The organism is Pantoea dispersa, from assembly GCF_014155765.1.
Lineage (GTDB): Bacteria > Pseudomonadota > Gammaproteobacteria > Enterobacterales > Enterobacteriaceae > Pantoea > Pantoea dispersa.
This window is the reverse complement of the sequence record NZ_SCKT01000001.1, coordinates 294,478-320,875: the sequence shown is the minus strand read 5'-3', so window position 1 is coordinate 320,875 and position 26,398 is coordinate 294,478. Positions and strand designations below refer to the sequence as shown.

At 58.9% G+C, this 26,398-nt stretch carries 28 protein-coding genes; 13 read left to right on the top strand and 15 right to left on the bottom strand.

Going from position 1 to position 26,398, the window contains the following annotated elements; all coding sequences use genetic code 11:
* Positions 1 to 18: 18 nt before the first annotated feature.
* The 3 genes from aldA to H7K56_RS01545 form a co-directional block, all read right to left on the bottom strand.
* Positions 19 to 1,455, bottom strand: coding sequence for an aldehyde dehydrogenase (gene aldA, locus H7K56_RS01555; RefSeq protein ID WP_104186686.1), 1,437 nt, complete (start codon positions 1,453 to 1,455; stop codon positions 19 to 21).
* Positions 1,456 to 1,614: 159 nt separating this feature from the next.
* Positions 1,615 to 1,713 carry a YoaK family small membrane protein gene (locus tag H7K56_RS01550; RefSeq protein ID WP_021313714.1) on the bottom strand — a complete coding sequence of 33 codons (99 nt, stop codon included), beginning with the start codon at positions 1,711 to 1,713 and terminating at the stop codon, positions 1,615 to 1,617.
* Positions 1,714 to 1,727: 14 nt separating this feature from the next.
* Entirely contained in the window at positions 1,728 to 2,051 is a 324-nt protein-coding gene (locus H7K56_RS01545; protein ID WP_058780589.1) for a hypothetical protein, read from the bottom strand.
* Positions 2,052 to 2,418: 367 nt separating this feature from the next.
* On the opposite strand from H7K56_RS01545, the gene rhaT reads away from it, so the two are divergent.
* Positions 2,419 to 3,453, top strand: coding sequence for an L-rhamnose/proton symporter RhaT (rhaT, locus tag H7K56_RS01540; protein WP_021506088.1), 1,035 nt, complete (start codon positions 2,419 to 2,421; stop codon positions 3,451 to 3,453).
* A 41-nt stretch (positions 3,454 to 3,494) separates the two neighbouring features.
* Here the strand turns inward: rhaT and rhaR are convergent, their stop codons facing one another.
* Together rhaR and rhaS are read right to left on the bottom strand one after the other, a co-directional pair.
* A complete protein-coding gene (rhaR, locus tag H7K56_RS01535; RefSeq protein WP_150361038.1) occupies positions 3,495 to 4,361 on the bottom strand; it encodes an HTH-type transcriptional activator RhaR in 867 nt (288 codons plus the stop codon).
* A gap of 13 nt (positions 4,362 to 4,374) precedes the next feature.
* A complete protein-coding gene (gene rhaS / locus H7K56_RS01530; protein WP_058769862.1) occupies positions 4,375 to 5,196 on the bottom strand; it encodes an HTH-type transcriptional activator RhaS in 822 nt (273 codons plus the stop codon).
* Positions 5,197 to 5,485: 289 nt separating this feature from the next.
* Between rhaS and rhaB the strand changes: the two genes are divergently transcribed.
* The 4 genes from rhaB to rhaM are packed head-to-tail and all read left to right on the top strand — an operon-like array spanning position 5,486 to position 9,365.
* Positions 5,486 to 6,967, top strand: coding sequence for a rhamnulokinase (gene rhaB, locus H7K56_RS01525; protein ID WP_150361037.1), 1,482 nt, complete (start codon positions 5,486 to 5,488; stop codon positions 6,965 to 6,967).
* Positions 6,951 to 8,207 carry an L-rhamnose isomerase gene (locus H7K56_RS01520; protein ID WP_058758522.1) on the top strand — a complete coding sequence of 419 codons (1,257 nt, stop codon included), beginning with the start codon at positions 6,951 to 6,953 and terminating at the stop codon, positions 8,205 to 8,207. Before rhaB ends, H7K56_RS01520 begins: the two co-directional genes overlap by 17 nt.
* 11 nt (positions 8,208 to 8,218) lie before the next feature.
* Positions 8,219 to 9,061 (top strand): rhamnulose-1-phosphate aldolase, encoded by an 843-nt coding sequence (gene rhaD, locus H7K56_RS01515; RefSeq protein WP_150361036.1) that lies wholly within the window; start codon positions 8,219 to 8,221, stop codon positions 9,059 to 9,061.
* On the top strand, positions 9,051 to 9,365 hold the full coding sequence (gene rhaM / locus H7K56_RS01510; RefSeq protein WP_150361035.1) for an L-rhamnose mutarotase: 315 nt from the start codon (positions 9,051 to 9,053) through the stop codon (positions 9,363 to 9,365). Before rhaD ends, rhaM begins: the two co-directional genes overlap by 11 nt.
* 52 nt (positions 9,366 to 9,417) lie before the next feature.
* Here the strand turns inward: rhaM and H7K56_RS01505 are convergent, their stop codons facing one another.
* The 3 genes from H7K56_RS01505 to ynfM form a co-directional block, all read right to left on the bottom strand.
* Positions 9,418 to 10,602: a sugar transporter gene (locus H7K56_RS01505; RefSeq protein WP_031279126.1), complete on the bottom strand. Its 1,185-nt coding sequence runs from the start codon at positions 10,600 to 10,602 to the stop codon at positions 9,418 to 9,420.
* Between the two features lie 326 nt (positions 10,603 to 10,928).
* Positions 10,929 to 11,180: a hypothetical protein gene (locus tag H7K56_RS01500; RefSeq protein ID WP_150361034.1), complete on the bottom strand. Its 252-nt coding sequence runs from the start codon at positions 11,178 to 11,180 to the stop codon at positions 10,929 to 10,931.
* Positions 11,181 to 11,348: 168 nt separating this feature from the next.
* The gene (gene ynfM / locus H7K56_RS01495; protein ID WP_150361033.1) at positions 11,349 to 12,605 is read right to left on the bottom strand and encodes a multidrug efflux MFS transporter YnfM/SxtP(Kp); all 1,257 of its coding nucleotides are present in this window, start codon (positions 12,603 to 12,605) and stop codon (positions 11,349 to 11,351) included.
* A 94-nt stretch (positions 12,606 to 12,699) separates the two neighbouring features.
* Between ynfM and H7K56_RS01490 the strand changes: the two genes are divergently transcribed.
* The 4 genes from H7K56_RS01490 (at position 12,700) to H7K56_RS01475 (ending at position 17,312) form a co-directional block, all read left to right on the top strand.
* Positions 12,700 to 13,596: a LysR family transcriptional regulator gene (locus H7K56_RS01490; RefSeq protein WP_058769777.1), complete on the top strand. Its 897-nt coding sequence runs from the start codon at positions 12,700 to 12,702 to the stop codon at positions 13,594 to 13,596.
* A 135-nt stretch (positions 13,597 to 13,731) separates the two neighbouring features.
* Entirely contained in the window at positions 13,732 to 14,949 is a 1,218-nt protein-coding gene (gene mlc / locus H7K56_RS01485; RefSeq protein WP_021506077.1) for a sugar metabolism global transcriptional regulator Mlc, read from the top strand.
* A gap of 105 nt (positions 14,950 to 15,054) precedes the next feature.
* Entirely contained in the window at positions 15,055 to 15,756 is a 702-nt protein-coding gene (gene bioD / locus H7K56_RS01480; RefSeq protein WP_021506076.1) for a dethiobiotin synthase, read from the top strand.
* A 179-nt stretch (positions 15,757 to 15,935) separates the two neighbouring features.
* Positions 15,936 to 17,312, top strand: a complete 1,377-nt coding sequence (locus H7K56_RS01475; protein ID WP_058769779.1) for a nucleobase:cation symporter-2 family protein — start codon at positions 15,936 to 15,938, stop codon at positions 17,310 to 17,312.
* A gap of 51 nt (positions 17,313 to 17,363) precedes the next feature.
* Here the strand turns inward: H7K56_RS01475 and osmV are convergent, their stop codons facing one another.
* The 4 genes from osmV to H7K56_RS01455 are packed head-to-tail and all read right to left on the bottom strand — an operon-like array spanning position 17,364 to position 20,816.
* Positions 17,364 to 18,500 carry an osmoprotectant ABC transporter ATP-binding protein OsmV gene (osmV, locus tag H7K56_RS01470; protein ID WP_021506074.1) on the bottom strand — a complete coding sequence of 379 codons (1,137 nt, stop codon included), beginning with the start codon at positions 18,498 to 18,500 and terminating at the stop codon, positions 17,364 to 17,366.
* Complete coding sequence (gene osmW / locus H7K56_RS01465; protein ID WP_021506073.1) at positions 18,500 to 19,147, bottom strand: osmoprotectant ABC transporter permease OsmW; 648 nt, start codon at positions 19,145 to 19,147, stop codon at positions 18,500 to 18,502. Before osmW ends, osmV begins: the two co-directional genes overlap by 1 nt.
* A 9-nt stretch (positions 19,148 to 19,156) precedes the next feature.
* A complete protein-coding gene (locus tag H7K56_RS01460) occupies positions 19,157 to 20,083 on the bottom strand; it encodes a glycine betaine ABC transporter substrate-binding protein (protein WP_150361032.1) in 927 nt (308 codons plus the stop codon).
* A gap of 16 nt (positions 20,084 to 20,099) precedes the next feature.
* Positions 20,100 to 20,816 (bottom strand): ABC transporter permease, encoded by a 717-nt coding sequence (locus H7K56_RS01455; protein WP_021506071.1) that lies wholly within the window; start codon positions 20,814 to 20,816, stop codon positions 20,100 to 20,102.
* Positions 20,817 to 20,833: 17 nt separating this feature from the next.
* On the opposite strand from H7K56_RS01455, the gene H7K56_RS01450 reads away from it, so the two are divergent.
* The gene (locus H7K56_RS01450) at positions 20,834 to 21,079 is read left to right on the top strand and encodes a hypothetical protein (protein ID WP_125308735.1); all 246 of its coding nucleotides are present in this window, start codon (positions 20,834 to 20,836) and stop codon (positions 21,077 to 21,079) included.
* A gap of 119 nt (positions 21,080 to 21,198) precedes the next feature.
* On the top strand, positions 21,199 to 22,659 hold the full coding sequence (locus H7K56_RS01445; RefSeq protein WP_058774695.1) for an MDR family MFS transporter: 1,461 nt from the start codon (positions 21,199 to 21,201) through the stop codon (positions 22,657 to 22,659).
* Positions 22,660 to 22,690: 31 nt separating this feature from the next.
* Here the strand turns inward: H7K56_RS01445 and H7K56_RS01440 are convergent, their stop codons facing one another.
* Complete coding sequence (locus H7K56_RS01440; protein ID WP_058769782.1) at positions 22,691 to 22,987, bottom strand: DUF1161 domain-containing protein; 297 nt, start codon at positions 22,985 to 22,987, stop codon at positions 22,691 to 22,693.
* A 52-nt stretch (positions 22,988 to 23,039) separates the two neighbouring features.
* Positions 23,040 to 23,375 (bottom strand): DUF1283 family protein, encoded by a 336-nt coding sequence (locus H7K56_RS01435; RefSeq protein ID WP_058758533.1) that lies wholly within the window; start codon positions 23,373 to 23,375, stop codon positions 23,040 to 23,042.
* Between the two features lie 133 nt (positions 23,376 to 23,508).
* Between H7K56_RS01435 and H7K56_RS01430 the strand changes: the two genes are divergently transcribed.
* The gene (locus H7K56_RS01430) at positions 23,509 to 23,835 is read left to right on the top strand and encodes a YnfA family protein (RefSeq protein ID WP_031279118.1); all 327 of its coding nucleotides are present in this window, start codon (positions 23,509 to 23,511) and stop codon (positions 23,833 to 23,835) included.
* A 45-nt stretch (positions 23,836 to 23,880) separates the two neighbouring features.
* Here H7K56_RS01430 and ydfG read toward each other — a convergent pair whose 3' ends face one another.
* The gene (ydfG, locus tag H7K56_RS01425; RefSeq protein WP_059008794.1) at positions 23,881 to 24,627 is read right to left on the bottom strand and encodes a bifunctional NADP-dependent 3-hydroxy acid dehydrogenase/3-hydroxypropionate dehydrogenase YdfG; all 747 of its coding nucleotides are present in this window, start codon (positions 24,625 to 24,627) and stop codon (positions 23,881 to 23,883) included.
* Between the two features lie 373 nt (positions 24,628 to 25,000).
* On the opposite strand from ydfG, the gene guaD reads away from it, so the two are divergent.
* Positions 25,001 to 26,359 (top strand): guanine deaminase, encoded by a 1,359-nt coding sequence (gene guaD / locus H7K56_RS01420; RefSeq protein WP_150361031.1) that lies wholly within the window; start codon positions 25,001 to 25,003, stop codon positions 26,357 to 26,359.
* The last annotated feature ends 39 nt before the right edge of the window (positions 26,360 to 26,398 follow it).

The following is a 26,398-nucleotide window of genomic DNA, read 5'->3' as shown; positions in this document are numbered from 1 at the left end:
CGCACCGGTGTTTACGCATCAGGCAAACTGCAGATAGGCGACGTGCGTTTGCAGATACTCCTCCAGCCCGTGGCGGCCATCGGCACCGCCGATGCCGGATTTGCGCCAGCCGGCATGGAATCCCTGCATCGCTTCAAAATTTTCGCGATTAATGTAGGTTTCCCCGAATTTCAGCCGGCGCAGCGCGATCATCGCGGTGTTCAGATCGCGGGTATACAGCGATGAGGTCAGGCCATAGTCGCAGTCGTTAGCCAGCGCGATGGCTTCATCCAGCGTGTTAAAGCGCATCACCGGCAGCACCGGGCCAAAGATTTCCTCACGCATGATCGCCATCTCCTGACGTACCCCGGTGATGATGGTCGGTTCAAAATAAAAGCCGCGTTCACCGGCGCGTTTGCCGCCCAGCACCACCTTGCCGCCCTGCGCAACGGCGCTGGCGACCTTTTGCCCGACGCGGTCGCACGCGGCTGCGCTAATCAGCGGCCCCATATCCACATCGGCCTGCTGCGCCGGATCGCCAAATTTCACCTGCTGCATCGCCCCGGTCAGGGCGCTGATAAAGCGATCGTAAATGCCGTCTTGCACATACACGCGCTCGGCGCAGTTACACACCTGACCGCTGTTAATAATGCGCGAACTGACGATAGCCCTGACGGCCAGATCGAGGTCGGCGTCGTCCATGACAATTGCCGGTGCTTTACCGCCCAACTCCAGCGACACTTTGGTCACATTCGGTGCCGCGGCGGCCATGGTGGCGATGCCGGCGTTGACGCTGCCGGTCAGGCTCACTAACCCGACTTTCGGGTTGGCGGCCAGTTCCTGTCCCACCTCCGGGCCATAGCCGTAAACGATGTTAATTACCCCGGGCGGCAGGCCGATGTCGTCGATAATGGCGGCGAACAGGGCGGCGTTATTCGGGGTGATCTCACTCGGCTTCAGCACGATAGTGTTGCCGGTGATCAGCGCCGGTGCCGCTTTGCGCGCAATCAGGAAAAAGGGAAAATTCCACGGCAGAATGCCGGTGGTCACGCCAATCGCTTTCTTAAACACAAAGATGTTTTCGTTTGGGCGATCGCTGTTGACGATTTCCCCTTCGTAGCGTCGCGCCCATTCCGCCATGTAGTCGAGGTAGTCAGCGGTAAACAGCACTTCGGTTTGCGCCAGCGCCTGGGTTTTGCCGCCCTCCGCGACGAGGGTGGCGCTCAGCTCAGGCTCGCGCTGGCGAATTGCCGTGGCGATGCGGTGCAGCCAGTCGCCGCGCGTCACCGCCGGTAACGCTTCCCAGCCGGGCTGAGCGGCTTCTGCGGCGGCAATGGCTGCCGCCGCCTGCTGTTTGCTGCCCTGGGGCACGCGTGACAGCAGGGTCTCCGTCGCCGGGTTAATCACTTCAATCCAGCTATCGTTATGCGCCTCGACAAACGCGCCATTAATGTAGTGTTGATGATGAAGGGTCATGTGCAGGGGCTCCACGCTCGGTTTTGTTAAACTGATGTGAAGGAAGAGTGAAGCAGATGAACGCTGGCGACCTTTTTATCACTGCCAGCACCGGCAGGGCGCTGGCAATAGCGGCAAGAATCACGCGACCGACGCAGCATTCTGCGTCAGTGGACCGTTTCAGGAACCGGGCATCATGGCGCCGCTGGCAATAAACCAGACCAGAAAACTGACACCGGCAACAATAATGGCGATGGGGAACAGCAGACCGATTTTCATATGCATCCTGAGCGTTAAGCGAGCTGGATTAGCGCGCGGTGGGTTTTCATCATACTGAATAGCTGAAATTGTGTCGCGTCATCGACCTGACGCAGATGTTCGCCTTTCTGATACTGAATCTGATGCACATGGCCGAGCTGACGCCACACCACAATGGCTGACGCCAGCAGCGCGCAGTTCTCTTCGCTCTGCACGCAGTCCAGCGTGGCGTAGTGAGTAGTATCTAAGCCATTAATGAACACATTCAGCGCCTCGGGCGGCACGATGGCGCGGATGTCATCCAGCATCACGCGGCTCACCGCCTGCGACAGCACCAGCGTTAACCGTTTGCTCTTCATCTCAATCCCTGGTTCCGATGATTTTTCCCACGTTATACGGATTTAACCCCGTCGGGGGAAGTGATTCGCGCAGCTTTGTGTGAGTGCCATGTTAAGCGGCGCGCTGGCAACAGATGAAAAACTGTGCCGATCAACACAACATAAATCAAAAATATGCCGAATAATAAGCAACTTAAAGAACTCGCCCGGCATAACAGCGGCAAATGCGAATTTGTGATCCTTATGTTGCATACCCCCCCGATTTTGCCAGTCAGCCTGGCTTTACGGCAACTATCCAAAGGCTGAGTCCACGTAGTGCGCCATAGACTGCCACTAATCGGAAACCGCAGGTGTTTCCGTCTGGCCTCAACCTTACGAAGGAATAACAATGAACAGTGCCATTCTTGCAGGTATCTTCTGGCATCTGGTGGGTGCCGCCAGCGCCGCCTGTTTTTATGCTCCGTTTAAACAGGTTAAAAAGTGGTCATGGGAAACCATGTGGTCGGTCGGCGGCGTGATGTCGTGGCTGATTCTGCCCTGGGCAGTCAGTGCCGCGCTGTTACCGAACTTCTGGGCGTACTACAGCAGTTTCAGTTTATCGCAGCTGCTGCCGGTGTTTCTGTTCGGTGCCATGTGGGGTATCGGCAACATCAACTATGGCCTCACCATGCGCTATCTGGGGATGTCGATGGGGATTGGCATCGCCATTGGCATTACGCTGGTGGTGGGGACGCTGATGACGCCGCTGTTGCAGGGCCGATTCGTTGAACTGTTCAGCTCCGCCGGCGGCCGGATGACGCTGCTGGGCGTACTGGTTGCGCTGCTGGGTGTGGCGATTGTGTCGCGCGCCGGGCTGCTAAAGGAACGGGCGCTGGGGATTAACGCCGAAGATTTCAACCTGAAGAAAGGCCTGGTGCTGGCGGTGCTGTGCGGCATCTTCTCGGCTGGCATGTCGTTTGCCATGGATGCGGCGAAGCCGATGCATGAAGCCGCTGCCAGTCTGGGCATCAATCCGCTGTATGTGGCATTGCCGAGTTACGTGGTGATCATGGGCGGTGGCGCGCTGATCAACCTCGCGTACTGCTTTATCCGCCTGGCGGTGAAGCCGGAGCTTTCGCTGCGCCGTGACTTTTCCGTAGCAAAACCGCTGCTGATCGCCAACATTGCTTTCGCCGTGCTGGGGGGAACCATGTGGTATCTGCAGTTCTTCTTCTATGCCTGGGGCCACGCAAAAATTCCTCCGCAGTACGACTTCGTTAGCTGGATGCTGCACATGAGCCTGTACGTGCTGTGCGGCGGCCTGGTGGGACTGGTGCTGAAGGAGTGGAAATCGGTGGGGCGTCGACCGGTAAGCGTGTTGTCGATTGGCTGCGTGGTGATCATTATCGCGGCAAACATTGTCGGTCTCGGTATGGCTGCCTGACCGCGCTTAACCTCGCACCGCCTGACGCGTCTCTGCGCGCGTCAGGCTTTTTCTTTGTCTGCCATCGGTTCGCGCGGCGACAAAAAACGCTGACGCCACGCGCTGGGCGTTAACCCGGTTTCGCGCGTAAACACCACGGAAAAGTAGTTGCTGTCATCAAACCCGCAGCGCGCCGCCACTTCGCTAATCAGGCATGCCTGCGTGCGCAACAGATATTTTGCCTGACACAGCTGCAGCTGACGCAGGTAGTGGCCGATGGTCATGCCGGTTTGCTGACGGAACAGCTGTTTCAGCGACCGTTCGCTGAGCTGATTTTGCTGGCAGAAATGGGACAGATCGAAGGGGCGGCTGATATCGCCGAGCAGCGCCGACATCAGCAGATCGAGCTGTTCGCCCTCCGGCAGCACCCACGGCCGATCGGCGGCGTAGCCGTGACGGCGCAATATCAGTGCCAGCTGCAAAAACAGCGCTTCCGACAGCTGAATCGATAGCGAATCGCTTTTGCGACTTTCGCGCTCCAGCTGGCTGATGACGCCGCGCGCCAGCGCCATGCCGCGCGTGGTCAGACGCCAGCTGGCGGGTGTCTCTTCATCCTGTGGCGGCAGCAGCTGCTGCCAGTCGAGCGCCAGGCTGAAGCGATCGCGGCAGTAGAGAATATTGTCGAGCGCCAGTTCGTTGACGCTATCAAAGCTGTGGCAATCACTGTCACGAATGTAAAACACATCGCCGCAGGTGATCAGCCACGGCCGATCGTTGAGGATATGCAGGCCATTACCGCGCCAGACAATCACAATCTCGCTGAACTCATGCCGGTGCGGTGGGAAAGAGGGCTGCGGCATGCGTTCTGCCACGGCTATGGGCAAATTGCTGGCCGGGAAGTAATCCTCGCGCGTCAGTAACAGCGGCATGTCAGCCCTCCGGTTACCCCATCTGCTGGCGCGCCATGCGCGGCGCGCAGCCAAATTCCCGCCGGAACAGGGTGGAGAAGTGATTACTGTCACCAAACCCACACTGATAGGCGATGTCCGTGATGCGCATCTCGCTGTGGCGCAACAGGTGCCGCGCCTGCAATAAACGCAGCCGATTGAGATAGCGCTGCGGCGTGCTGCCGGTCTGCTGCTTCATCTGGCGATGCAGGGTACGCAGCGACAAACAGAAGCGATCGGCCAGCGCTTCCCACGCAATCTCCTCACTGTAGTGCGCATTCAGCCAGTCCAGCAAGCGGTGCAGGCGGGCATCCTGATCCTGCGCCTGATCGTTGTGCGCCGCCTCGCGCAGCAGCACCAGCAGCTGCAAAAAGTGCTGTTCCTGCTGCGCCTGACGTTCCAGCGACCAGCTGGCCGGCTGCTTCATCTGCGTCACCAGCTGCAGCGCCTGCGCCATCACTTTATGGTTAATCCGCCAGTGTGAAACGTACTGGCCGTCCTGTTCGCGCGGCAGCAGCGCCTGCAGGCCTGACAGAAAGCGGAACGCCGCCGGACTGCGATACAACACATTCGTCAGGCACAGATTGTCGGTTTGCTCGTACAGATGGCGATCGTGATCGCGCACAAAACAGACGCAGCCGGCGCTGAGCGCCTGCGGCTGACCATTAAATACGTGGATGCCCGAGCCCTGTTCCACCAGCACAATTTCGTGAAAATCATGGTGATGCTCCGGAAACGCCGACTGCGGCACACGTGGCTCAATGGCTATCGTGTAATCGCCGGCCGGAAAGAAATCAGCACTGTGTAATACCGTCATCATGCGCCCTCAGTTAACAAAACCGTAACCGAGTCTACGCAGCCGCCTGCCACCTTACCTTGAATTTTGCACCGGGCAGCGCAGGAAAATCGCCAATTATTCAAGATCGCCTAAGTGATTGATGGAATTGCGGCAAGGCTCACAACTCTGCCGTTATGCGGTTCTGTGAGCTCACTCACGAACATCTTTGCAAACCTGCCAGCAGTGATGACCCGCTGGCACTCGCGGGAAGGTGTCTGCGGCGCAGGATTTCTACTCTGTCGCCATGTCTTCACAGGGAGTACTCGCCATGAGTCTGCGTAATATTGTTGCCATCGATTTAGGCGCATCCAGTGGCCGCGTCATGCTGGCCAGCTGGCAGGCTGACCGTCAGCAGCTCAGCCTGCGCGAAGTGCGGCGTTTCGCCAACCCGCGCGTGCAGCGCGGCGATTATGACTGCTGGGATTTGGACCGGCTGGAACAGGAGATTCGCGCCGGGCTGCAGCAGCTGGATGAGGAGGACATTGTGCCGGACAGCCTCGGCATTGATACCTGGGGCGTGGATCTGGTGCTGCTGGACGCGCACGGCGAGCGGGTGGGCGAAGCGGTCAGCTACCGTGATAAACGCACCGACGGCCTGATGGCCCAGGCGATGCGTGAGCTCGGGAAACCGGCGTTGTATCAGCGTACCGGCATTCAGTTTCTGCCGTTCAACACGCTGTATCAGCTGCGCGCGCTGCATCTGCAGCAGCCGGACTGGCAGGCGCAGGTGAAGCACGCGCTGATGATTCCGGATTATCTGCACTATCGCCTGACCGGTGAACTCAACTGGGAATACACCAACGCCACCACCACCCAGCTGCTAAATATTCACAGCGGCGAATGGGATCGCGAGCTGCTGGCCTGGGCGGGCGCAGACACCAGCTGGTTCGGCACGCCGCGTGCGCCGGGCAATACCGTCGGTTACTGGCGCAACGCCAGCGGCCAGCGCATTCCGGTGATCGCCGTCGCCACCCATGATACCGCCAGTGCGGTGCTGGCCACGCCGCTGGAGCAGGACGATGCTGCCTATCTCAGCTCCGGCACCTGGTCGCTGATCGGCATCGAAAGCCTGCAGCCCTGTGTCAGCGAGGCGGCGCTGCAGGCTAATCTGACCAATGAAGGCGGTGCGGAAGGCTATCGGGTGCTGAAAAACATCATGGGCCTGTGGCTGTTGCAGCGGGTGTGCAGCGAACTGCACATCAGCGATCTCACTGCGCTGATCGCCGACGCCGCGCGGGAACCGGCCTGCCGCGCCCTGATTCACCCTAATCATCACCGCTTCATCAATCCGGCCAGTATGGTGCAGGAGATCCAGAACGCCTGCGCCGAACAGGCGATGCCCGTGCCGCACAGCCCGGCGGCGCTGGCGCGCACCATTTTTGACAGCCTGGCGCTGCTCTATTCGCAGACGCTGCAGGAGCTTAGCCACCTGCGCGGCACTGCGCTGCGGCAGTTACATATCGTCGGTGGTGGCTGCCAGAATCCGCTGCTTAACCAGCTGTGCGCCGATGCCTGTCGGCTGCCGGTGTTTGCCGGCCCGGTGGAAGCCTCGACACTGGGCAACATCGGCTGCCAGCTGATCGCGCTGGGTGAGTTGCGCGACGTGGCCGATTTACGCCGCTGCATTCGCCACAATTTCCCGTTAGAAAAATTTATCCCGCTGAATCACAGCGTCTTTGCGGCCCATCAGGCTCGCTTTGCGGCGCTGAGCCTACCTGCTAAGGAACTTGCATATGACAAAGCTGATTGAACAGGCCTTTGAACTGGCCAGACAACGCTACGCCGCCATTGGGGTGGATGTGGAACAGGTGATGGCACAACTGGATACCATTCCGGTGTCGATGCACTGCTGGCAGGGCGACGATGTACGTGGGTTTGAGAATCCGCAGGGGGCGCTCACCGGCGGCATTCAGGCGACCGGCAACTATCCGGGGCGGGCGCGCAACGCGGTTGAACTGCGTGCCGATCTCGACAAAGCGATGTCGCTGATTCCCGGCGCCAAACGCCTCAACCTGCATGCCATCTACCTCGAGAGCGACCGCCCGGTGGAACGTGATGCGATTGAACCGCAGCACTTCAGCAACTGGCTGGAGTGGGCGAAAAGCAAAAAGCTGGGGCTGGATTTTAACCCAACCTGTTTTTCTCATGCGCTCAGCGCAGACGGGTTTACGCTGTCGCATGCCGATCCGGGCATTCGCCAGTTCTGGATCGACCACTGCACCGCCAGCCGCCGTATTTCCGCCTGGTTTGGCGAGCAGCTGGGCACGCCGTCAGTCATGAATATCTGGGTGCCGGACGGCATGAAAGATCTCACCGTCGATCGCCTCGCGCCGCGCCAGCGTCTCGCCAGCGCGCTGGATGAGATCATCCGCGAACCGCTGAATCCGCAGCACCACATTGATGCGGTAGAAAGCAAACTGTTTGGCATTGGCGCGGAGAGTTACACCGTGGGTTCCAGTGAGTTCTGCCTCGGTTACGCCACCAGCCGCCAGACCGCGCTGACGCTGGATGCCGGCCACTTCCATCCTACCGAAGTGATCTCCGACAAAATCTCCAGCGCCATGCTGTTTGTGCCGCGCCTGCTGTTGCACGTCAGCCGTCCGGTCCGCTGGGACAGCGATCACGTGGTGCTGCTGGATGATGAAACCCAGGCGATTGCCAGTGAGATCGCCCGACAAAAATTGTTCGACAGGGTGCACATCGGTCTCGACTTCTTCGATGCCTCGATCAACCGCATTGCCGCCTGGGTGATCGGCACGCGCAATACCCAAAAAGCCCTGTTGCGGGCGCTGCTGGAGCCGGGCGAACAGCTGCGTCAGCGGGAGCGTGATGGGGATTTCACCGCCCGTCTGGCGCTGCTTGAAGAGCAGAAGTCGCTGCCGTGGCAGGCGGTATGGGAAGCGTGGTGCCTGCGCCACGATGTGCCAGCCGATGCCAGCTGGCTAAGCGAAGTCCGTCACTACGAACAACACGTGCTGCGTCAACGTTAAGGAATCGATTCATGCAAACAATTCTCTCCGCGTGGTTTGTGCGCGACATGGTTAAAGCCACCAGTGACATGTGGCTGAAAGGCTGGGATGAACGTAACGGCGGCAACGTCAGTCTGCGTCTGTTGCCGGAAGAGGTCAGCGCGTATGCCAGCGATTTTTATCCGGCACCGCGCTGTATTGAACTGAGCAAGCCGGCGCCCGCGCTGGCCAACGACTGGTTCCTGGTGACCGGCTCCGGTAAGTTCTTTCGCAACGTGCAGCTCGATCCGTCAGACAGTCTGGTGCTGCTGCAGGTGGATGACAAAGGGCTGTCGTTCAAAATTCACTGGGGGCTCAGCAACGGAGGGCTGCCAACGTCCGAGCTGGCGGCGCACTTTCAGTCACACAGCGTACGCAAGGCACTGAGCCACGGCGCGGACCGGGTGATTATGCACTGTCACGCCACCCACTTCATGGCGCTCAGCTATGTGGTGGATCTGGATGCGGCGCGCTTTACCCGCCTGCTGTGGGAGGGCAGCACCGAGTGCCTGGTGGTGTTCCCCGATGGCGTCGGCATTTTGCCCTGGATGGTACCGGGTACCGATGGCATTGGTCAGGCGACGGCAGAAGCGATGGCCAGCCATAGCCTGGTGATGTGGCCTTTCCACGGAATCTTTGGCGCCGGACCGACGCTCGACGAAACCTTTGGTCTGATTGATACCGCTGAGAAGTCATCGCAGGTGGTGGTTATGGCGCTGTCGATGGGCGGCATTCGTCAGAGCATCACCACCGAACAGCTGATCGCGCTGGGCGAACGCTTTAACGTGAAGCCGTGGCCGGCGGCGCTGCAGGCGGAGCGCAGTGATGTTGCGTAAAGCGTTCGTCATGCAGGTCTATGCGCACTGCCATGCGGAGTATCAGCGCCGTCACACGCCAATCTGGCCGGAGCTGGAACGGACGCTGAAAGCGCATGGCGCGCACAACTACGCGATCTGGCTGGATGCTGAACGCAACCTGCTGTTTGCCAGCGTCGAAATTGAATCCGAAGCGCGCTGGCAGGCTGTAGCGCAAACTGAGGTGTGTCAGCGCTGGTGGGCGTCAATGCGTGACCTGATGCCATCAAATCCCGACAACAGCCCGGTGAGCAAAGCACTACAGCCGATGTTTTTCCTGCCTTAGCCGGCCATGTCAGCAGCGGTGCCGCCAGGGGCGCCGCTGCCTGTGAAACGCACTAGCCGTTGGAGCGCAGCTGCGGATAACGGCGGAAAATAGCGATGCACCAGAACAGTCCCGCCAGGCCAATGATGGCGCCCACGTTGCCCACGTCTGCCATTTGCAGATGCAGACTGACCTGGTTACCGAGTAGCGCGCCTGCGCCGATGCCGATGTTATAAATACCGGAAAACAGCGACATGGCGACGTCGGTGGCGTCCGGTGCCAGCGATAGCACGCGCACCTGCATCGCCAGGCCGATCATCATCATTGCCATGCCCCAGATAATACACAGCACGGTAATTGCTGCCGGGCGTACTGCAGCAAACACCAGCAGACCCATACACAGGGTGATCAGCGCAATGGCGGCGATCAGCAGCGCGGACGGGAATTTATTGCCCAGCGTACTGAACAGAATGCTGCCCAGAATGCCGGCTGAGCCGAACAGCAGCAGTAACAGGGTGGTGAAGTTCTCATCAGCGCTGGCTACCACCTGCATAAACGGCTCGATATAGCTGTAAGCGGTGTAGTGCGCGGTCACCACGACGGTGACCAGAATGTACATCGCCACCAGCGCCGGGCGGCGAAACAGCATCGGCACGCTGCTGAGTGAACCGGTGTGCTCACTCGGCAGGCGCGGCAGTATCCGCACCAGCATAATCAGCAGTACCAGCGCTGACAGGCCGATCATACCAAAGGTGGTACGCCAGCCCAGATACTGACCCACAATACGACCAATCGGTACGCCCAGCACCATCGCCAGCGCCGTGCCCGTGGCCAGCATACTCAACGCCTGGGTTTTCTTGCCGGCCGGCGCAACGCGAATCGCCAGCGAGGCGGTGATCGACCAGAACACCGCATGCGCCAGCGCAATACCAATGCGCGACAGCACCAGCGACGTGAAATCCCACGCCACGGCCGATAACAGGTGGCTGGCAACAAACAGAATAAACAGGATGGCCAGCAGCAGGCGGCGCTCGACGTTGCGCGTCAGCAGCATTAACGGCAGCGATAACAGCGCCACGACCCAGGCATAGATGGTCAGCATGATACCGACATCAGCGGTTTTCATTGCAAAGCTGCTGGCGATGTCCGACAGCAGGCCAACCGGCACAAATTCGGTGGTATTGAAGACAAAAGCAGCGATAGCCAGCAGCACCACACGCAGCCAGGCTGTTTTACGGGAAACGGTTGTTGATTGCATTGAATTCAAATCGGCTAAACGACGAGTGAGGGGGGCAGGAACGCACCCGGTAAAGTGACCTCGATCACAAATTTCCGCTATTGTGGAGCATTAGTCAGCCGATGAAAACCGTTAACCGGGGTTTTATCACTGAATATTTCTTATCGCGCTGAGCGTGGTAAATAGCCTGCGGTTATGGGGAACTGCTGCGCCAGCGTGCTGCCGGCCCGCGAGTCTGCCGTACCAGCACAGGCTAAGTCAGGTGTTTCTGTAATAGAAAAATCGCTTAGCCGTGCTGAGGGCGGGTACCGTGTAGACGGGTGCGGTTCAGACCAGGATTATCAGAGTCACGCCATATGCTTTAGTGCCACGCTAAAGTTGTGGGTCGGATTTTTTTTTACGCCCACCGGGCAGCACTGTTCGCAGCCCAACGCAGTGGCGTAAAATTTACGCGCCTGCTGGATTGCGGCCCCGGGCGTGTAAAAAGTCCCCAGAAAACGACGACCGCCGTCGGATGGCAGGAACGGACAGCCCTTCGCATGCACCACATGATTGTCGTTATAACCGGCATGCTTATCGACATAATAGTAAAGCTCCATCTGACTACCTCATTGCTGTGTAAAAAATAAGTCTATGTATTATTGGAATAGAACGAATTATAGCGATGAATTGCTATTTTGTTTTAAGTGGTACGGTGCGAATGCCTTATTATTCGAATCCAGCGGAGCAGGCGGGACGCTGAGGTCCCGCGCTAACGATGAAGGGTATTACAGTTTGCGGCCCTGTAAACGCAGGCCAACCAGCAGTGCCAGCACCAGCAGGGCGCTGATAAACAGGGTCACGCCCGGCCAGCCGTAGCGGTGCCAGAACACGCCGCCGAGGGTGCCGGCCACGCTGGAGCCCACGTAGTAGCTGAACAGGTAAAGTGATGATGCCTGGCCTTTCGCCCGGCGCGCGCTCGGTCCAATCCAGCCGCTGGCCACCGAATGGGCGGCAAAGAAGCCGGCAGTAAACAGCATCATGCCCGGCAAAATCAGCCACAGCGAACTAAAGGCGGTCAGCAGCAGACCGGCCAGCATGATCGCCGTGGCGCCCGTCATCACCGGACCGCGACCAAAGCGGCTGGTCATCGCGCCAGCTTTCGGCGAACTCCACGAACCGGTGAGATACACCACAGACAGCAGCCCGACCACCGCCTGGCTCAGTGACCACGGCGCGCTCAGTAAACGGTAGCCAATGTAGTTAAACAGCGTGACAAACGCGCCCATCAGCAGAAAGCCTTCGGCAAACAGCAGCGGCAACCCTTTGTCGCGCCAGTGCAGGCGGAAGTTGATCAGCAGACTGCGTGGCCGCAGCGAGGCAGGGCGAAAATGGCGCGACGCGGGCAGAATTTTCCAGAACATCAGCGCGCCAGCCAGCGCGCAGCAGCCAATGACGCCAATGGCAATACGCCACGAGAAAAAGTCGGTCAGCACACCGGAGAGTAAACGACCGCTCATGCCGCCAATCGAGTTGCCGCTGATGTACAGACCCATGGAGAAGGCGATGACCCGCGGATGCATCTCTTCGCTCAGGTAAGTCATGCCCACCGCCGCGACGCCACTGAGCGACAGACCGGTCAGCGCGCGCATCAGCAGAATCCCCTGCCAGCTGCTCATGGTGGCGGAGATTAGCGTACAAATCGCCGCCAGCATCAGCGCGGTCACCATCACCGATTTACGCCCAATCGCATCTGACAGCGGGCCGGTGAACAGCAGGCCCAGCGCCATCAGCCCGGTGGAGAGCGACAGCGAAATACTGCTTTCGGCAGGCGTCACGCCAAACTGCTGTGACAGCACCGGCAGAATCGGTTGTACACAATAGAGCAGGGCGAAAGTGGCAAGACCGGCAGAGAACAGCGCCAGCGTCACGCGCATAAACTGCGGCGATCCACGTTCAATCCATTCAGTAGCGGTATCGGCGGTAACAGGCTTCGTGGACAAGCTGTCCTCATCAAGCGTCACAGCCTGGGAAGAGCGACTCACAGTACATCCTCAATTCAGCAAATGTCTGAATACTGTAGGAAAGGCTAAATAGGTTGTACAATATATTAATAATCTCAAATGAGACGTTTAAGATATGATGATTGAGCTGCGCCATCTGCGCTACTTTATTGCCGTTGCGGAAGAGCTGCACTTTGGCCGCGCCGCGCAGCGGCTGCACATTTCTCAGCCGCCGCTCAGTCAGCAGATTCTTCAACTGGAACAGGCGCTGGATGCGCAGCTGTTCACCCGCACTAATCGCAGCGTACAGCTCACGCCGGCCGGCCAGTCGTTTTTACAGGATGCGCGCGCGGTTTTATTGCAGGTAGAGCAGGCGGCCGGGCGCGCGGCGCGCATTCATCACGGTCAGCAGGGAGAGTTGCGTATTGGCTTTACCTCCTCGGCGCCGTTTACCGGACTGGTGTCGGATGCGCTGTATCACTATCGGCAGCGCTGGCCGGACGTGCATATTCAGATGCAGGAGTACAACACGCGGCAGCAATTGGCACCGCTGCACGAGGGGCGACTCGATCTGGGCGTCATGCGCAATACGCCGCTGCCGGAGGATCTTCAGCACCGCCTGTTGCTGCGTGAACCGCTGTGCGCGGTGGTGCACCACGCGCATCCGCTGGCACAGGCCACGTCAATTAGCATCCGGGCGTTAGCCAGCGAACCTTTTGTTTTCTTTGATGCGCAGGGCGGCACGGCCCTGTACGGTGAAATTCTGGCGCTGCTGCATCGCTACCAAATCAAACCTTACATTACCCAGGAAGTGGGTGAAGCCATGACGATACTCGGCCTGGTGGCAACCGGCCTTGGCGTGTCGATTTTACCCGCCTCGTTTGCCCGCGCGCGACTGGCGGAAGTCGCCTGGATTCCGCTACAGGAAAGCGATGCCATTTCTGAGGTGTGGCTGGTGTGGTCAGCGCTGCGCCAGCCGAGTGCGCAGATGAGCAATATGATGGCGCTGCTGCTGCACCATGCCGAGGATTGAACCCACGGGTACAGAAAACCGCGTTCTTTGTGTGCGATAAATCACATTTCTAATCAAATATTTGACGCTGCGAGCCAATCTGCATCACCATAGCTGCTGTTTATTTAGAAGCGCGAAAATATCCGGGAGCAGGGCGTGAATCTGGACAGTCAGCCTGGCCATATTGACCAAATAAAACAGACCAATGCCGGTGCAGTGTATCGTCTGATTGACCATTACGGTCCGATTTCGCGGATTGAGCTGTCGAAACGTGCCCAGCTGGCCCCGGCCAGCATCACCAAAATTGTGCGCGAAATGCTGGATGCGCATCTGGTGCAGGAGACCGAGTTTCAGGAGCCAGGCAGTCGCGGACGGCCGGCGATAGGGCTGATCCTCGATACCCTGGCCTGGCACTATCTGGCTGTTCGCCTCCAGCCGGGGTTCATCACCCTGACACTGCGCGATCTCAGCAGCCGCGCGCTACAGGAAGATCGCCTGCCGCTGCCCGCCAGCGCCGACACGCCGCTACTGCAGACGCTGCAGGAGCTGGTCAACGCCTTTTTCATTCGCCATCAGCAAAAACTTGAGCGTCTCACCGCTATCGCCATTACCCTGCCGGGACTGATCAACGCCGCCTCCGGCGTGGTGCACCGTATGCCGGGCTATGACGTACAGGATATGCCGCTGGGCGAAACCCTGGCGCAGCGCACCGGGCTGCCGGTATTCGTCCAGCACGATATCTCCGCATGGACGCTGGCAGAGGCACTGTTTGGTGCCTCACGGGGTGCGCAGGACGTGATTCAGATTGTTATTGACGAAACGGTGGGCGCCGGGGTGATCAGCGGTGGCCAGCTGTTGCACAAAAGCGGACGCGCGCTGGTGGAGATCGGTCATACGCAGATCGATCCTTACGGCCAGCAGTGCTACTGCGGCAACCATGGCTGTCTGGAAACGGTGGCCAGCACCGGCAGCCTGCTGCAGCTGGCGGCACAGCGTTTATCGTCGCAGCCGGACAGCCAGCTGCACCAGCAGCCGCTGACGCTGGCCTCGCTGTGTGCCGCTGCGCAGCAGGGCGACCGGCTGGCGCGTGACGTCATTGCCGGCGTCGGTCATCATATCGGACGCATGCTGGCGATGATGGTCAACATTTTTAATCCTCAACAAATTCTTATCGGTTCACCGCTTAACCAGGCGGCGGACGTGCTGTTCCCGGCAGTCAGCAGCACCATTCGCCAGCAGGCCCTGCCGGCATACAGTCACGCTATCCAGCTAACCCCCGCGGCTTTCAACGATCCCGGCACGCTGGGCGGCGCGGCGCTGATCAAAGACGCGCTCTATAGCGGCCATTTACTGATAAAACTGTTGCAGGGTTAACGCCAGCCCGCCTTAAGTTTGCGCTAACGCAAGCTCTCGCCTGGGACAAATCCTTAAACTGCCTCCTTTGCAGGTTACACATCGCTTTAATGAAGGAGGAGAAAGGTGAAAACGATTTTTGTCACCGGTACCGACACCGCGGTGGGTAAGACCGTGGTTTCCCGCGCACTATTACAGTGCTTTGCCAAAGCGAATCTGTGTGCCGCTGGCTACAAGCCGGTTGCCAAAAGCGCGCAGCACACGCCGGAAGGGCTCCGTAATAAAGATGCCGTACTGCTGCAGCAGGCATCAGGCCTCACGCTGAACTACAGCGACGTCAATCCCGTGACGCTGGAAGAGGATGAAATCAGCACCAGCCCGGCGCAGCGCATCGATTATCCATTACTCAATCGCGGGCTGGCTGGCTTACAGGATCGCGCTGCACGCGTGGTGGTGGAAGGCACGGGCGGCTGGCGCAGCCTGATGAACGACTTACGGCCGCTGTCGCAGTGGGTGCAGCAGGCGCAACTGCCGGTGGTGCTGGTGGTGGGCATTAAAGAGGGTTGCATTAGCCACGCTTTACTGACCGCCGAAGCGATTGCCGCCGATGGCCTGACGCTGGCGGGCTGGGTCGCCAATCGTATCAATCCAGGTCTGGCGCACTATGCTGAAATCATTGATGTTCTGCGCGATAAGCTGAACGCGCCGCTGTTGGGTGAACTGCCTTATCTGCCGCGCGCCGAACAGCGTGATTTGAGTGGTTATCTGGATATTACGTTACTCGGGGGGGATGCGCTGCACAGCGAGAGTGCAAAGCCCGCCGCCTGATGAAACAAAATGCGGCATATCGCACGCAGCTGAATCCGAAGTTTCAGGAGCGGCTGCTTTTTTTTATGCCTTAAACCTGTTTATATTCAATCATCTGTCCTGAATTCTTCCTGCCCGCTGTCGCCCTGGCGCGTTTCATGCATCAGGCAAACTGATAAATCGTTTGCCGGAGCCCTGCTATGTCGCACCCAGAAGAAGAGAAAGGTTTGTTGTACGGGCTGGATGCCCGCATCGGTCCTGCACCGGCGTTCTTTGCCGCCCTGCAGCACGTGCTGGCCAGCGTGGTCGGTATCATCACGCCGCCGCTGATTATCGGTTCCGTGCTGGGGTTACAGGCCTGGATTCCGTATCTCATCAGCATGTCGCTGCTGGTTTCCGGACTCGGTACCTTTCTGCAGGCGCGCCGTTTCTGCGGCATTGGCGCAGGCATGATCTGTCTGCAGGGCACCAGCTTCGCCTTTCTCGGCGTCATTCTCTCTGCGGGGATGACGGTGAAAGCGCAGGGCGGTTCACCGCAGGCGATCCTCGCCATGATCTTTGGCTGCAACCTGGTGGCGGCGCTGATCCCGATGCTGATTAGCCGCTGCATCACACCGCTGCGAAAAGTGCTGACCCCGGTGGTAACCGGTACGGTGATCACCCTGATTGGTATCAGCCTGATAAAAGTCAGTATTACCGACTGGGCGGGCGGGCATAACGCCCGCGATTTTGGCGCGCCGGGTAATCTGGCGCTGGGGGCGGTGACCCTGCTGGTGATTATCGTGCTTAACCGCTCCCACTCGCGCTGGGCGCGGCTGGTGGCGGTGGTCGCCGGCATTGGTGCGGGCTGCATCGCGGCGGCGCTGAGCGGTCATCTGCCGCTGAAGCCGATGGCGGAGACGCACTGGCTGGTGCTGCCTTCGCTGCTGCATTTTGGCTTTGATTTTAGCTGGACGCTGTTTGTGCCGATTGCGCTGGTCTCGGTGATCTGCGTGATTGAGGCGGTGGGCGATCTGACCGCCAACTGTCTGATTTCACGCCAGCCGCTGGAAGGCGACGGGTTTCAGCGCCGGCTGCAGGGCGGGATTCTGGCCGATGGCCTCAGCTGTCTGCTGGCGGCATTGTTCTCGGCGTTTCCCAATACCACCTTTGCGCAGAACAACGGGGTGATTCAGATGACCGGCGTCGCCAGTCGCTACGTGGGGATGGTGATTGGCCTGATGCTGGTGCTGCTGGGCATCTTCCCGCTGGTGGGCAACCTGCTACAGCAGATTCCGCCGCCGGTGCTGGGCGGGGCAACGCTGGTGATGTTTGGCAGCGTGGTCGCCGCCGGTATTCGCGTGATGACGCAGGCCCCGCTGGGGCGGCGTGAGATGCTGATTGTGGCGGTGTCGTTTGGCATTGGCCTCGGGGTGGAGGCGGTTCCGGACGTGCTGAAACAGTTCCCGCCGCTGGTCAGCAACCTGTTTGGTCATGCAGTCACCACCGGTGGAATTCTCGCTATGCTGCTGAACGTGGTGCTGCCGAATGAAGCTAAAACGGTTGCGGCGGTCGGCGCGGTCGAAGAGAGCAACTGACGCACAGTTTACCTTCAGAATCGCGCCCTCCGTGGCGCGGTTCGGTCGGGATTACGGGTTAAGACGACGGCGCGTGCGGCCGGAGCTGAGGTAATCCGCGATGTAATCCTGCGAAATTTCGCCGCTGTAGCGACCTTCCTCATCGACAATCGGCATCCATACCGTGTTGTGTTCATACAGCTTCGACAACACCACGCGCAGGTTCTCCTCCGCTTTGCCGGTGACCTTAAAGGTGTGCAGCATCTCCTCGCAGCGGCCGGTGGCGCCGCGCGCTTCTCGACGTTTGACAAAGCCCAGCGGTTTGCCATCTTCGTCGACCACCGTGACCGAACGCATGTCGTTGTCGTCCATGGTCGCGAACGCCTCCTGCAGCGGGGTACTGCGCTGCACGGTGATGGTCGGCTGCTGATCGGTGACGTCGCCCGCCTGCACCAGCAGCAGGCGTTTCAGCGTTCGGTCCTGACCGACGAACGAGCCGACAAATTCGTTGGCCGGCTGCGCCAGCAGTTCGTCCGGGCTGGCGCACTGCACGATTTTGCCCTGGCCAAACACCGCGATGCGGTCACCGAGTTTCAGCGCCTCATCAATATCGTGGCTCACCAGCATCACGGTTTTCTTCAGCTGGCGCTGCATATCGAGGAACTCGTTCTGAATCACCTCGCGGTTGATCGGATCGACGGCACCGAACGGTTCATCCATCAGCAGTACCGGTGGATCCGCCGCCAGCGCGCGGATCACGCCGATGCGCTGCTGCTGGCCGCCCGACATCTCACGCGGGTAGCGATGCAGAAACTTCGTCGGGTCAAGCGCCACCATGCTCATCAGCTCCGTCGCCCGTTCCCGACAGCGTTTTTTGTCCCAGCCCAGCATGCGCGGCACCACGGTAATGTTCTCTTCAATGGTCATGTTCGGGAACAGACCAATCTGCTGAATCACATAGCCGATGTTGCGGCGCAGCGTGACGGTATCCTGGCCGCTGGTGTCTTCGCCATTAATTAAAATCCGCCCGCTACTGGCGGGGATCAAACGGTTAATCATCTTCAGCGTGGTGGTTTTGCCGCAGCCGGACGGGCCCAGCAGCACACACATCTCCCCGGCAGGCACTTCCAGGCTGACGTTATCGACGGCATTGAATGTGGTGCCGTTTTTTTGCGTAAAGGTTTTCGTCAGGTTTTCCAGTTTTATCATTATCGAATCCCCTTAGGAGTCAGCGCCGACTGCAGACGGTGCAGCAGCCAGTCAAGAATAATCGCCAGTAAACAGATCATCAGTGCGCCAGCAATCAGCATGCGCACGTCGCTGCCGCTGATGCCGTCCAGCAGTTGCAGGCCCAGGCCGCCGGCACCGATCACCGCCGCAATCGCCATCACGCCCACGTTCATCACCACCGCGGTGCGGATGCCGCCAAAAATCACCGGCAGCGCCATCGGAATTTCCACCCAGCGCAGGCGCTGCCAGAAGGTCATGCCGATACCGCGACCGGCTTCGCGCAGCCCGGGCGGCAGATTTTCCAGCGCGGTATGGGTATTACGCACAATCGGCAGCAGTGAATAGAGGAACACCGCGGTAATCGCCGGCAGGGCGCCAATCCCCTGACCGATCAGTGAAAACAGCGGAATCATCAGACCAAACAGCGCAATGGTCGGGATGGTCAGCACGATGGTGGCGATGCCCAGCACCGGTGTTGCCAGCCATTTGAAGCGGACAATCAGAATGCCCAGCGGCACACCGACGAGGATGGCAAAACCTACTGCCACCAACACCAGCCAGGTATGCTGCCAGGTCAGCGCCAGCAGGGTGTTCCAGTTATCCATGATGTAATGCAGGGTATCCATTGCGCCTCCTTACAGCATGTTTTTGGATTTGAGGAAATCACGCGCCACCTGCTGCGGCGACAGGTGATCGATATCGACGCGCTTGTTCATCTCGGTGATCGCCTCATCGGTGATCAGCGGTGACAGCTGATTAAGCGCAGCCTCAAGGCCGGGATGGCTTTCCAGCACATCCTGACGCACCACCGGCGTGACGTTGTAACTTGGGAAGAAGTGCTTATCATCCTCCAGTACTTTCAAATCAAAGCCTTTTACCCGGCCATCGGTGGTGTAAATCAGTCCGGCGTCAACAAAGCCGTCGCGCACCGCGTTATACACCAGGCCGGGGTCCATCTGACGTATCTGCGGGCGATCCAGCGGCATGTTGTAAGCTTTCTGCAGCGGTTTCAGACCATCCGAGCGGCCGGCAAATTCCAGATCGAGACCGAGTTTCCAGTTGTGATCCGGATCGGTGTTGCGTACCTGTTCCAGCTTCGCCACCAGCTGCGACATGGTGCTGATGCCTTCGGCGTCAGCGCGCTGGCGCTGCATGGCAAACGCGTAGGTGTTATTCATCGGGGCAGGATTGAGCCAAACCAGTCCCAGCTTCGCGTCCAGCTGTTTAACGGTTTTGTACGCCTCTTCGGACGACATCGGCTTGTTGATATGGTTGAAAATAATCAGCGAGGTGCCGGTATATTCCCACGTCATATCAATCTGCTTGTTGATCATCGCGTTACGCCCGATGGTGGTGGCGATGTTGGTTTTCGGGATGACCTGAAAACCTTTCTTTTGCAGCCACATCACCGTCATGGCAGACAGGATATGTTGCTCGGTAAAACTTTTGGTCGCCATCACGATGGGCGTGGCGGCGAGCGCGCTGTGACTGAGGGTTAAGGTGGCGGTCAGGACCAGCGCGGTGCGTTTGACCCAGCGCGCCAGCAGATTAGCAGTGGCCATAATTACATGCTCCGGGTTAAGCCGCAGAGTGCGGGCTGAGGACGCGTCCCAATGCTGCCAGCAGCATGTCGAGGATCAGGGCAAACAGGGCGGTGGCCACTGCGCCGAGGATCAGCGTCGGGAAGTCGTTGAGATAAATACCGGGGAAAATCAGCTCGCCGTAGCTGCTGGCACCAATTAAAAAGGCCAGCGGCGCGGTGCCGACGTTAATCGCGGTCGCGATGCGTACCCCGGCCAGGATCACCGGCAGCGCATTCGGCAGTTCAACCCGGCGCAGCCGCTGCAGTTTGGTCATGCCGATACCGTTGGCGGCTTCAATCAGCGACGGCGGCACCGCGCTCAGACCGGCATAGGTGTTGCGCACAATCGGCAGCAGCGAGGCGAGGAACAAGGCGATCAGCGCCGGGCGATCGCCAATGCCGACAATCACCATCGCCAGCGCCAGCACAGCCAGCGGTGGCAGCGTGTTACCGACGTTGAAGATTTGCATCACATATTCAGCCCAGCGACGGGCGAAGGGACGGCTGAGCAAAATCCCGCTCGGGATGCCAACCAGTAAAGCGCATAACATCGACCAGAACACTAAGTACAGGTGTTGCTGCCCAAGGTAGAGTAAATCCACCTTGCGGTCGCGCAGCGTATCCAGCCCTAATCCCCACACCAGCAGGGCTATCACCACCACGATGGCGAGCAGTGCCAGCCCGGCACGTCGGGCGAGCGATGCATTGTGCATAGCGTGCGTCTCCCTGATTGAAAAAATCGATTGATTTTATGACGTTATTTTCAGCGTACCGGCGTTATGCGGTGCAATACACAGACGAAAATCCAGCACGCTGTCAAATTGCAGTTAAAATGACTGTTTCCCGGCTTTTTCACAGTGAAAAACCAGAAACTGCCTTTAGAGCTATAGCAACGCTTGATGATCATTGCCAGTTTTCACGGCAAAATCAGGTAGATACAAAAGCGGTAAAACTAAGCGAAACCCGCATGAAATAAGGTGTCGCTCTACAATAAAAAAATTTCATCAAGATAGGTGACATTGTCACAAATAGGCGCACACAGAGGAAACTGAGTCGGCGAAATTTCGACTAGCCTTGTAAGAAAAAGGGAGACGTATGACTGAAAGCGCACAAATACAAACGGAACATCGCCACTGGATTCTGATTGCCTGCATGCTGGCGATGTTTATGGCTGCCATTGAGGTCACCATTGTGGCCACGGCCATGCCAACCATCATTGCCGATCTTGGCGGTTTCGCGCAGTTTGGCTGGGTGTTTTCTATTTATCTGCTGACGCAGGCGGTAAGCGTCCCGTTGTACGGAAGACTGGCGGATATCTGGGGCCGCAAACGATTATTTTTCATCGGCGTAACGCTGTTTTTGCTGGGCTCGGTGCTGTGCGGTTTTGCCCATAGTATGACGTGGCTGATTGTATTTCGTGCCTTTCAGGGCCTGGGTGCCGGGGCGATCATGCCGCTGACCACCACCATCGTGGCGGACATTTACTCGCCGCGCGAGCGCGCCAGCGTGCAGGGCTGGCTCTCCAGCGTCTGGGGTGTCGCGGCCGTCATCGGTCCGCTCAGCGGCGCCTGGCTGGTTCAGCACTTTAACTGGTCGGTGATTTTCTGGGTAAACGTGCCGATTGGTTTGCTCTCCATGCTGCTGCTGGCGCGTTTTCTGCCGGCGCGCGAACAGCATCAGGGCGCAACGCTGAATCTGACCGGCAGCTGCTGGTTGATGATCAGCGTCACCGCACTGCTGGTGGCGCTGTTACAGGCGGAAGCGCTGGGTTTCTGGCTGGTGCCGTTCCTGGCGCTGGCGCTGCTGGCCGGCTGGCGGCTGAAACATCACGAGCAGCGGGCCGATGCGCCGCTGTTTCCGCTGGCGCTGTGGCGCAGCCGCCTGATTGTGGCCGGTAATGCCGGGAACCTGATTATCGGGGCCACCATGATGGGCATCAGCGCGTTTCTGCCGACGTGGATTCAGGGCATTACTGGCGGCACGCCGCTGCAGGCGGGCAGCGCGCTGGCGATGATGTCAATTGGCTGGCCGCTGGCCAGTACGCTCAGCGGGCGCCTGATGCTGATCACCTCGTATCGTTTTACCGCGCAGCTCGGCGCGTTTTTACTGATTGCCGGCAGCGCGCTGTTACTGCTGCTGCGCGCCGACAGCAGCATCATGCAGGCCGGGCTGACGGCGTTTGTTATTGGCACCGGGATGGGCATGACCAGCACCACCTTTCTGGTTTCGGTACAAAATCATGCGCACTATGAAATTCGCGGCATCTGCACCGCCTCGATCATGTTCAGCCGTATGCTGGGTTCAGCCATCGGCACCGCGATAATGGGCGCGGTGCTCAATCTCAACCTGTCGCTGCGGCTGCCGCAGGCCAGCGATCCGATGCAGAAAATTATGGCACCGGAGAGCCGTCAGGCGCTGCCGCAGGAACAGTTACACTTTTGGACCGGACAGATTGCCAGTTCGCTGCACTGGGTATTTGTGGTGGCATTGCTGATTGCGCTGCTGACGTTGTGGATTGCGTGGCTGATGCCGCGTCAGCGGCCGGAGGCGGAATAAAGCAGGGCGGCCGACCAGCCGCCCGAAGAGGTTACTGTGCGGGAGCATCCTGCGAGCTGCCCGCGCTGTCCGGCACGCTGCTATCCGCATCGCGGCCGTTTTTCTTGTAAACGATTTTCTGCGTGTCGTTTTCACAGTGGCCAACGACCTGACCGCCTGCCTGATCAACCTGATCGTTCGGCACGATATCCAGCGTAAAATCCGATTCCGCCACGCCATTGTTGATGATCTTTTTGCTGATGTCGGCGCGCACGCTTTCGCAGGACGCCTGCACCGCCAGCGGTAGCGCCAGCGCCATTAGCAACACAACTGCATTACGTTTTTTCATCACTCACTCCTTGTTGCGTCATTCCCGTGAAAACTATAGCAGCTGGCGCGCATTACGGCGCCAGCGGACGGCCGGTGCGGCGATCGAGGCAGCGCAGGGTGTTCGGTTCCCAGTACGCATTAACGTTGTAGCTTTTTTCGCAGGCGTCGCGGGTATCAAAGGCCCGGTCTGCCTTATCGAACTCTTTCTCCACGCGGGTATTCACCTTGTTACGCAGGTTGCGCGTATCGTTCCACTGCTCTTTGCTCTGACGCGCCGCCTCGTTACTGGCCGCGTTGTTGCCATCTTCAATAATCAGGCGATCCGTCTTAGCGACAGCCAGCGGCGCAGTCAGCATTACGCTGGCGGTCAGCGTGGTAGCCAGCAGGGCGGAAAACAGTTTTTTCATCGTCATTTCCTTTCGTTAACTCCAGCACAGCGCGCAGGGCGGCTGTCACAACACTGTCTGCCAGTATATCATCGCTGCTTCTTTGCTCACCAGCGGTGAGCGGTTTGTTTAACGATCAGAGAGACTTTGTATGCTGGTGAAAACCGCGCTGCTGTTTTTTATCACTGCGATTGCCGAGATCACCGGCTGTTTTCTGCCGTGGCTGTGGCTGAAGCGCGGCATGAGCGCCTGGCTATTATTACCGGCCGCAGCCAGCCTGGCGCTGTTTGTCTGGCTGCTGACCCTGCATCCGGCAGCCAGTGGCCGGGTGTATGCGGCTTATGGCGGCGTGTATGTGTTAACGGCGCTAATCTGGCTGCGGCTGGTCGATGGCGTCAAACTGAGTGCGTGGGATTGGGTCGGTGCGCTGGTGGCGTTCAGCGGCATGCTGATTATCGTTATCGGCTGGGGCAAGGCCTGAACCGGCCGTGCAGGGCGACCCGACGGGCCGCCACGCGCAGCTTGCTTATCCTTTAAACACTTTCAGTCCGGCGGTGGTTTGCGTCACCGGCATAATTTCCAGCGTGTTGATGTTGACGTGCTTCGGCAGCGTGGTCACCCAATAGACCGCTTCCGTCACGTCTTCCGCCGTCAGCGCGGTGGTGCCTTCATACACCGCATCCGCGCGGCCATCGTCACCTTTGAAGCGCACGTTCGAAAACTCGGTGCCGCCCACCAGGCCAGGCTCGATATCGGTAACGCGCAGCGCGGTGCCGTGCAGGTCGGTGCGCAGGTTGAGGCTGAACTGGCGCACAAACGCCTTGGTTGCCCCGTACACGTTGCCACCGGCGTACGGCCAGCTGCCGGCTATCGAGCCAATATTGACGATGTGACCGACGTTGCGCTCTACCATGGCAGGCAGCACGGCGCGCGTCATATACACCAGCCCTTTGTTGTTGGTGTCGATCATATTTTCCCAGTCTTCAACGCTGGCTTTATGCGCCGGTTCGACGCCCAGCGCCAGCCCGGCATTGTTAACCAGCACATCGATATCACGCCATTCGGCGGGCAGGGCGGCGATGGCTTCTTCGATAGCCGCGCGGTTACGCACATCCAGCTGCACGGTGTACAGGTTGTCGCCCAGTTCCTGTTTTAATTCCTGCAAACGCTCAGCACGGCGTCCGCTGGCGATCACTTTGTGACCTTTAGCAATGAAGCGGCGGGTGATACTTTGACCAAAACCGGCAGTAGCACCGGTAACAAAAATAATCATCTCACTGTTCCTTATACAATTTCAGGTTCTCTGCCACACCTTAGCATTAACCCCGCAGCGGCGCTCATGAAAAGCGTGAGCGGCGTGTTGCAGAATCTTTCCTGCACGTTTTCGGTGCGGCCCTGCACCATGAGCGTGCCCGATCAGGCACATTTTCCCGGCGTATAACGCCAGCGCAATGCGCAAGCGCAATACCACGAACAGGCAATCGGTTACGCATACGATTGCCTGCAATTTTTGCGACGATAATCGCGCTGAAATTGGGTATTTATCTGAATTTAAAGTGATTGTTGGGTGGACTTGCCTGGCATGCGGTTTGCAATATCTTTGCTATATCTATCTGAAACCTGCATTACACCCTGAAGGAAGCGTCATGTCTGACTCTGTTGTAATCCGCCTGCGCGCCAGTTTTTTTGATTTCCCCGCGCTGGCTGACCAGCCCGATGGTTTCGCCGACCAGGCACGCTATATTGAAGACGGTCTGCTGACGCTGCGCGACGGTAAAGTGGTGAGTCTGGAGCGCTGGCAGCCGGCACATCAACACCTGGAATCAACGCAGGTGATCGATCTGCGCGGCAAGCTGATCCTGCCGGGGTTTGTGGATACCCATATTCACTATCCGCAGACCGAAATGATCGGCGCATTCGGTGAACAGCTGCTGGAGTGGCTCAATCAGTACACTTTTCCGGTCGAGAGCCAGTATCACTGTGCGGCGCACGCGGCGCGCATGTCAGCGTTTTTCCTGCAACAGCTGCTGGCCAACGGCACCACGACTGCGCTGGTGTTTGGTACGGTGCATCCGCAATCGGTAGACGCGCTGTTCAGCGCCGCCGAACAGCTGGAGATGCGGCTGATCGCCGGCAAGGTAATGATGGATCGTCACGCACCGCCGGAACTGACCGAAACGCCGGCGCAAAGTTATCAGCAGACGCGTGAGCTGATTCAGCGCTGGCACCAGCGCGGGCGTCTCGGTTATGCGCTGACGCCGCGCTTTGCGCCGACCTCATCGCCGCAGCTGCTGGAGAAAGTGCAGCAGCTGAAAAACGAGTTTCCCGACACCTGGCTGCATACCCATCTCAGCGAAAATCAGCAGGAGATCGCCTGGGTAAAAACGCTGTTTCCCGCCCATGACGGTTATCTTGATGTGTATCACCAGCATCAGCTCACCGGCAAACGCAGCGTATTTGCCCACTGCCTGCATCTGGAGGATCGCGAATGGCAGTGCCTGCACGACACCGACTCGGCGATGGCCTTCTGTCCGACCTCCAACCTGTTCCTCGGCAGCGGACTGTTCAATCTTAAACGCCGCTGGCAGCAGCGCGTGCGCATGGGCATGGGCACCGATGTCGGCGCCGGCACCACCTTCAATATGCTGCAGACGCTGGGTGAAGCCTATAAGGTGGGGCAGCTGCAGCAGTACAAACTCAGTGCCGCAGAAGCGATTTACCACGCCACGCTGGGCGGCGCCCATGCGCTGGATCTTGATGACAAAATCGGCAACTTCAACCCCGGTAAAGAGGCGGATTTTGTGGTGATCGATCCTGCCGTATCACCGCTGCAGCAGCTGCGCATGGCCAACAGCGACGATATCCATCAGCGTTTGTTTGTCCTGATGACGCTGGGTGATGACCGTAACATCGCGCAAACCTGGGTCAACGGTAAGTGCGTGTGGCAGCGCGAAAGCCATACGCACGCGCAAGGTTGTTGCCAGGCGACGAAACTGCCAGGATAAAAGCATCCCGCCGCAGGTGGCTGCGGCGTTGCTGATTAT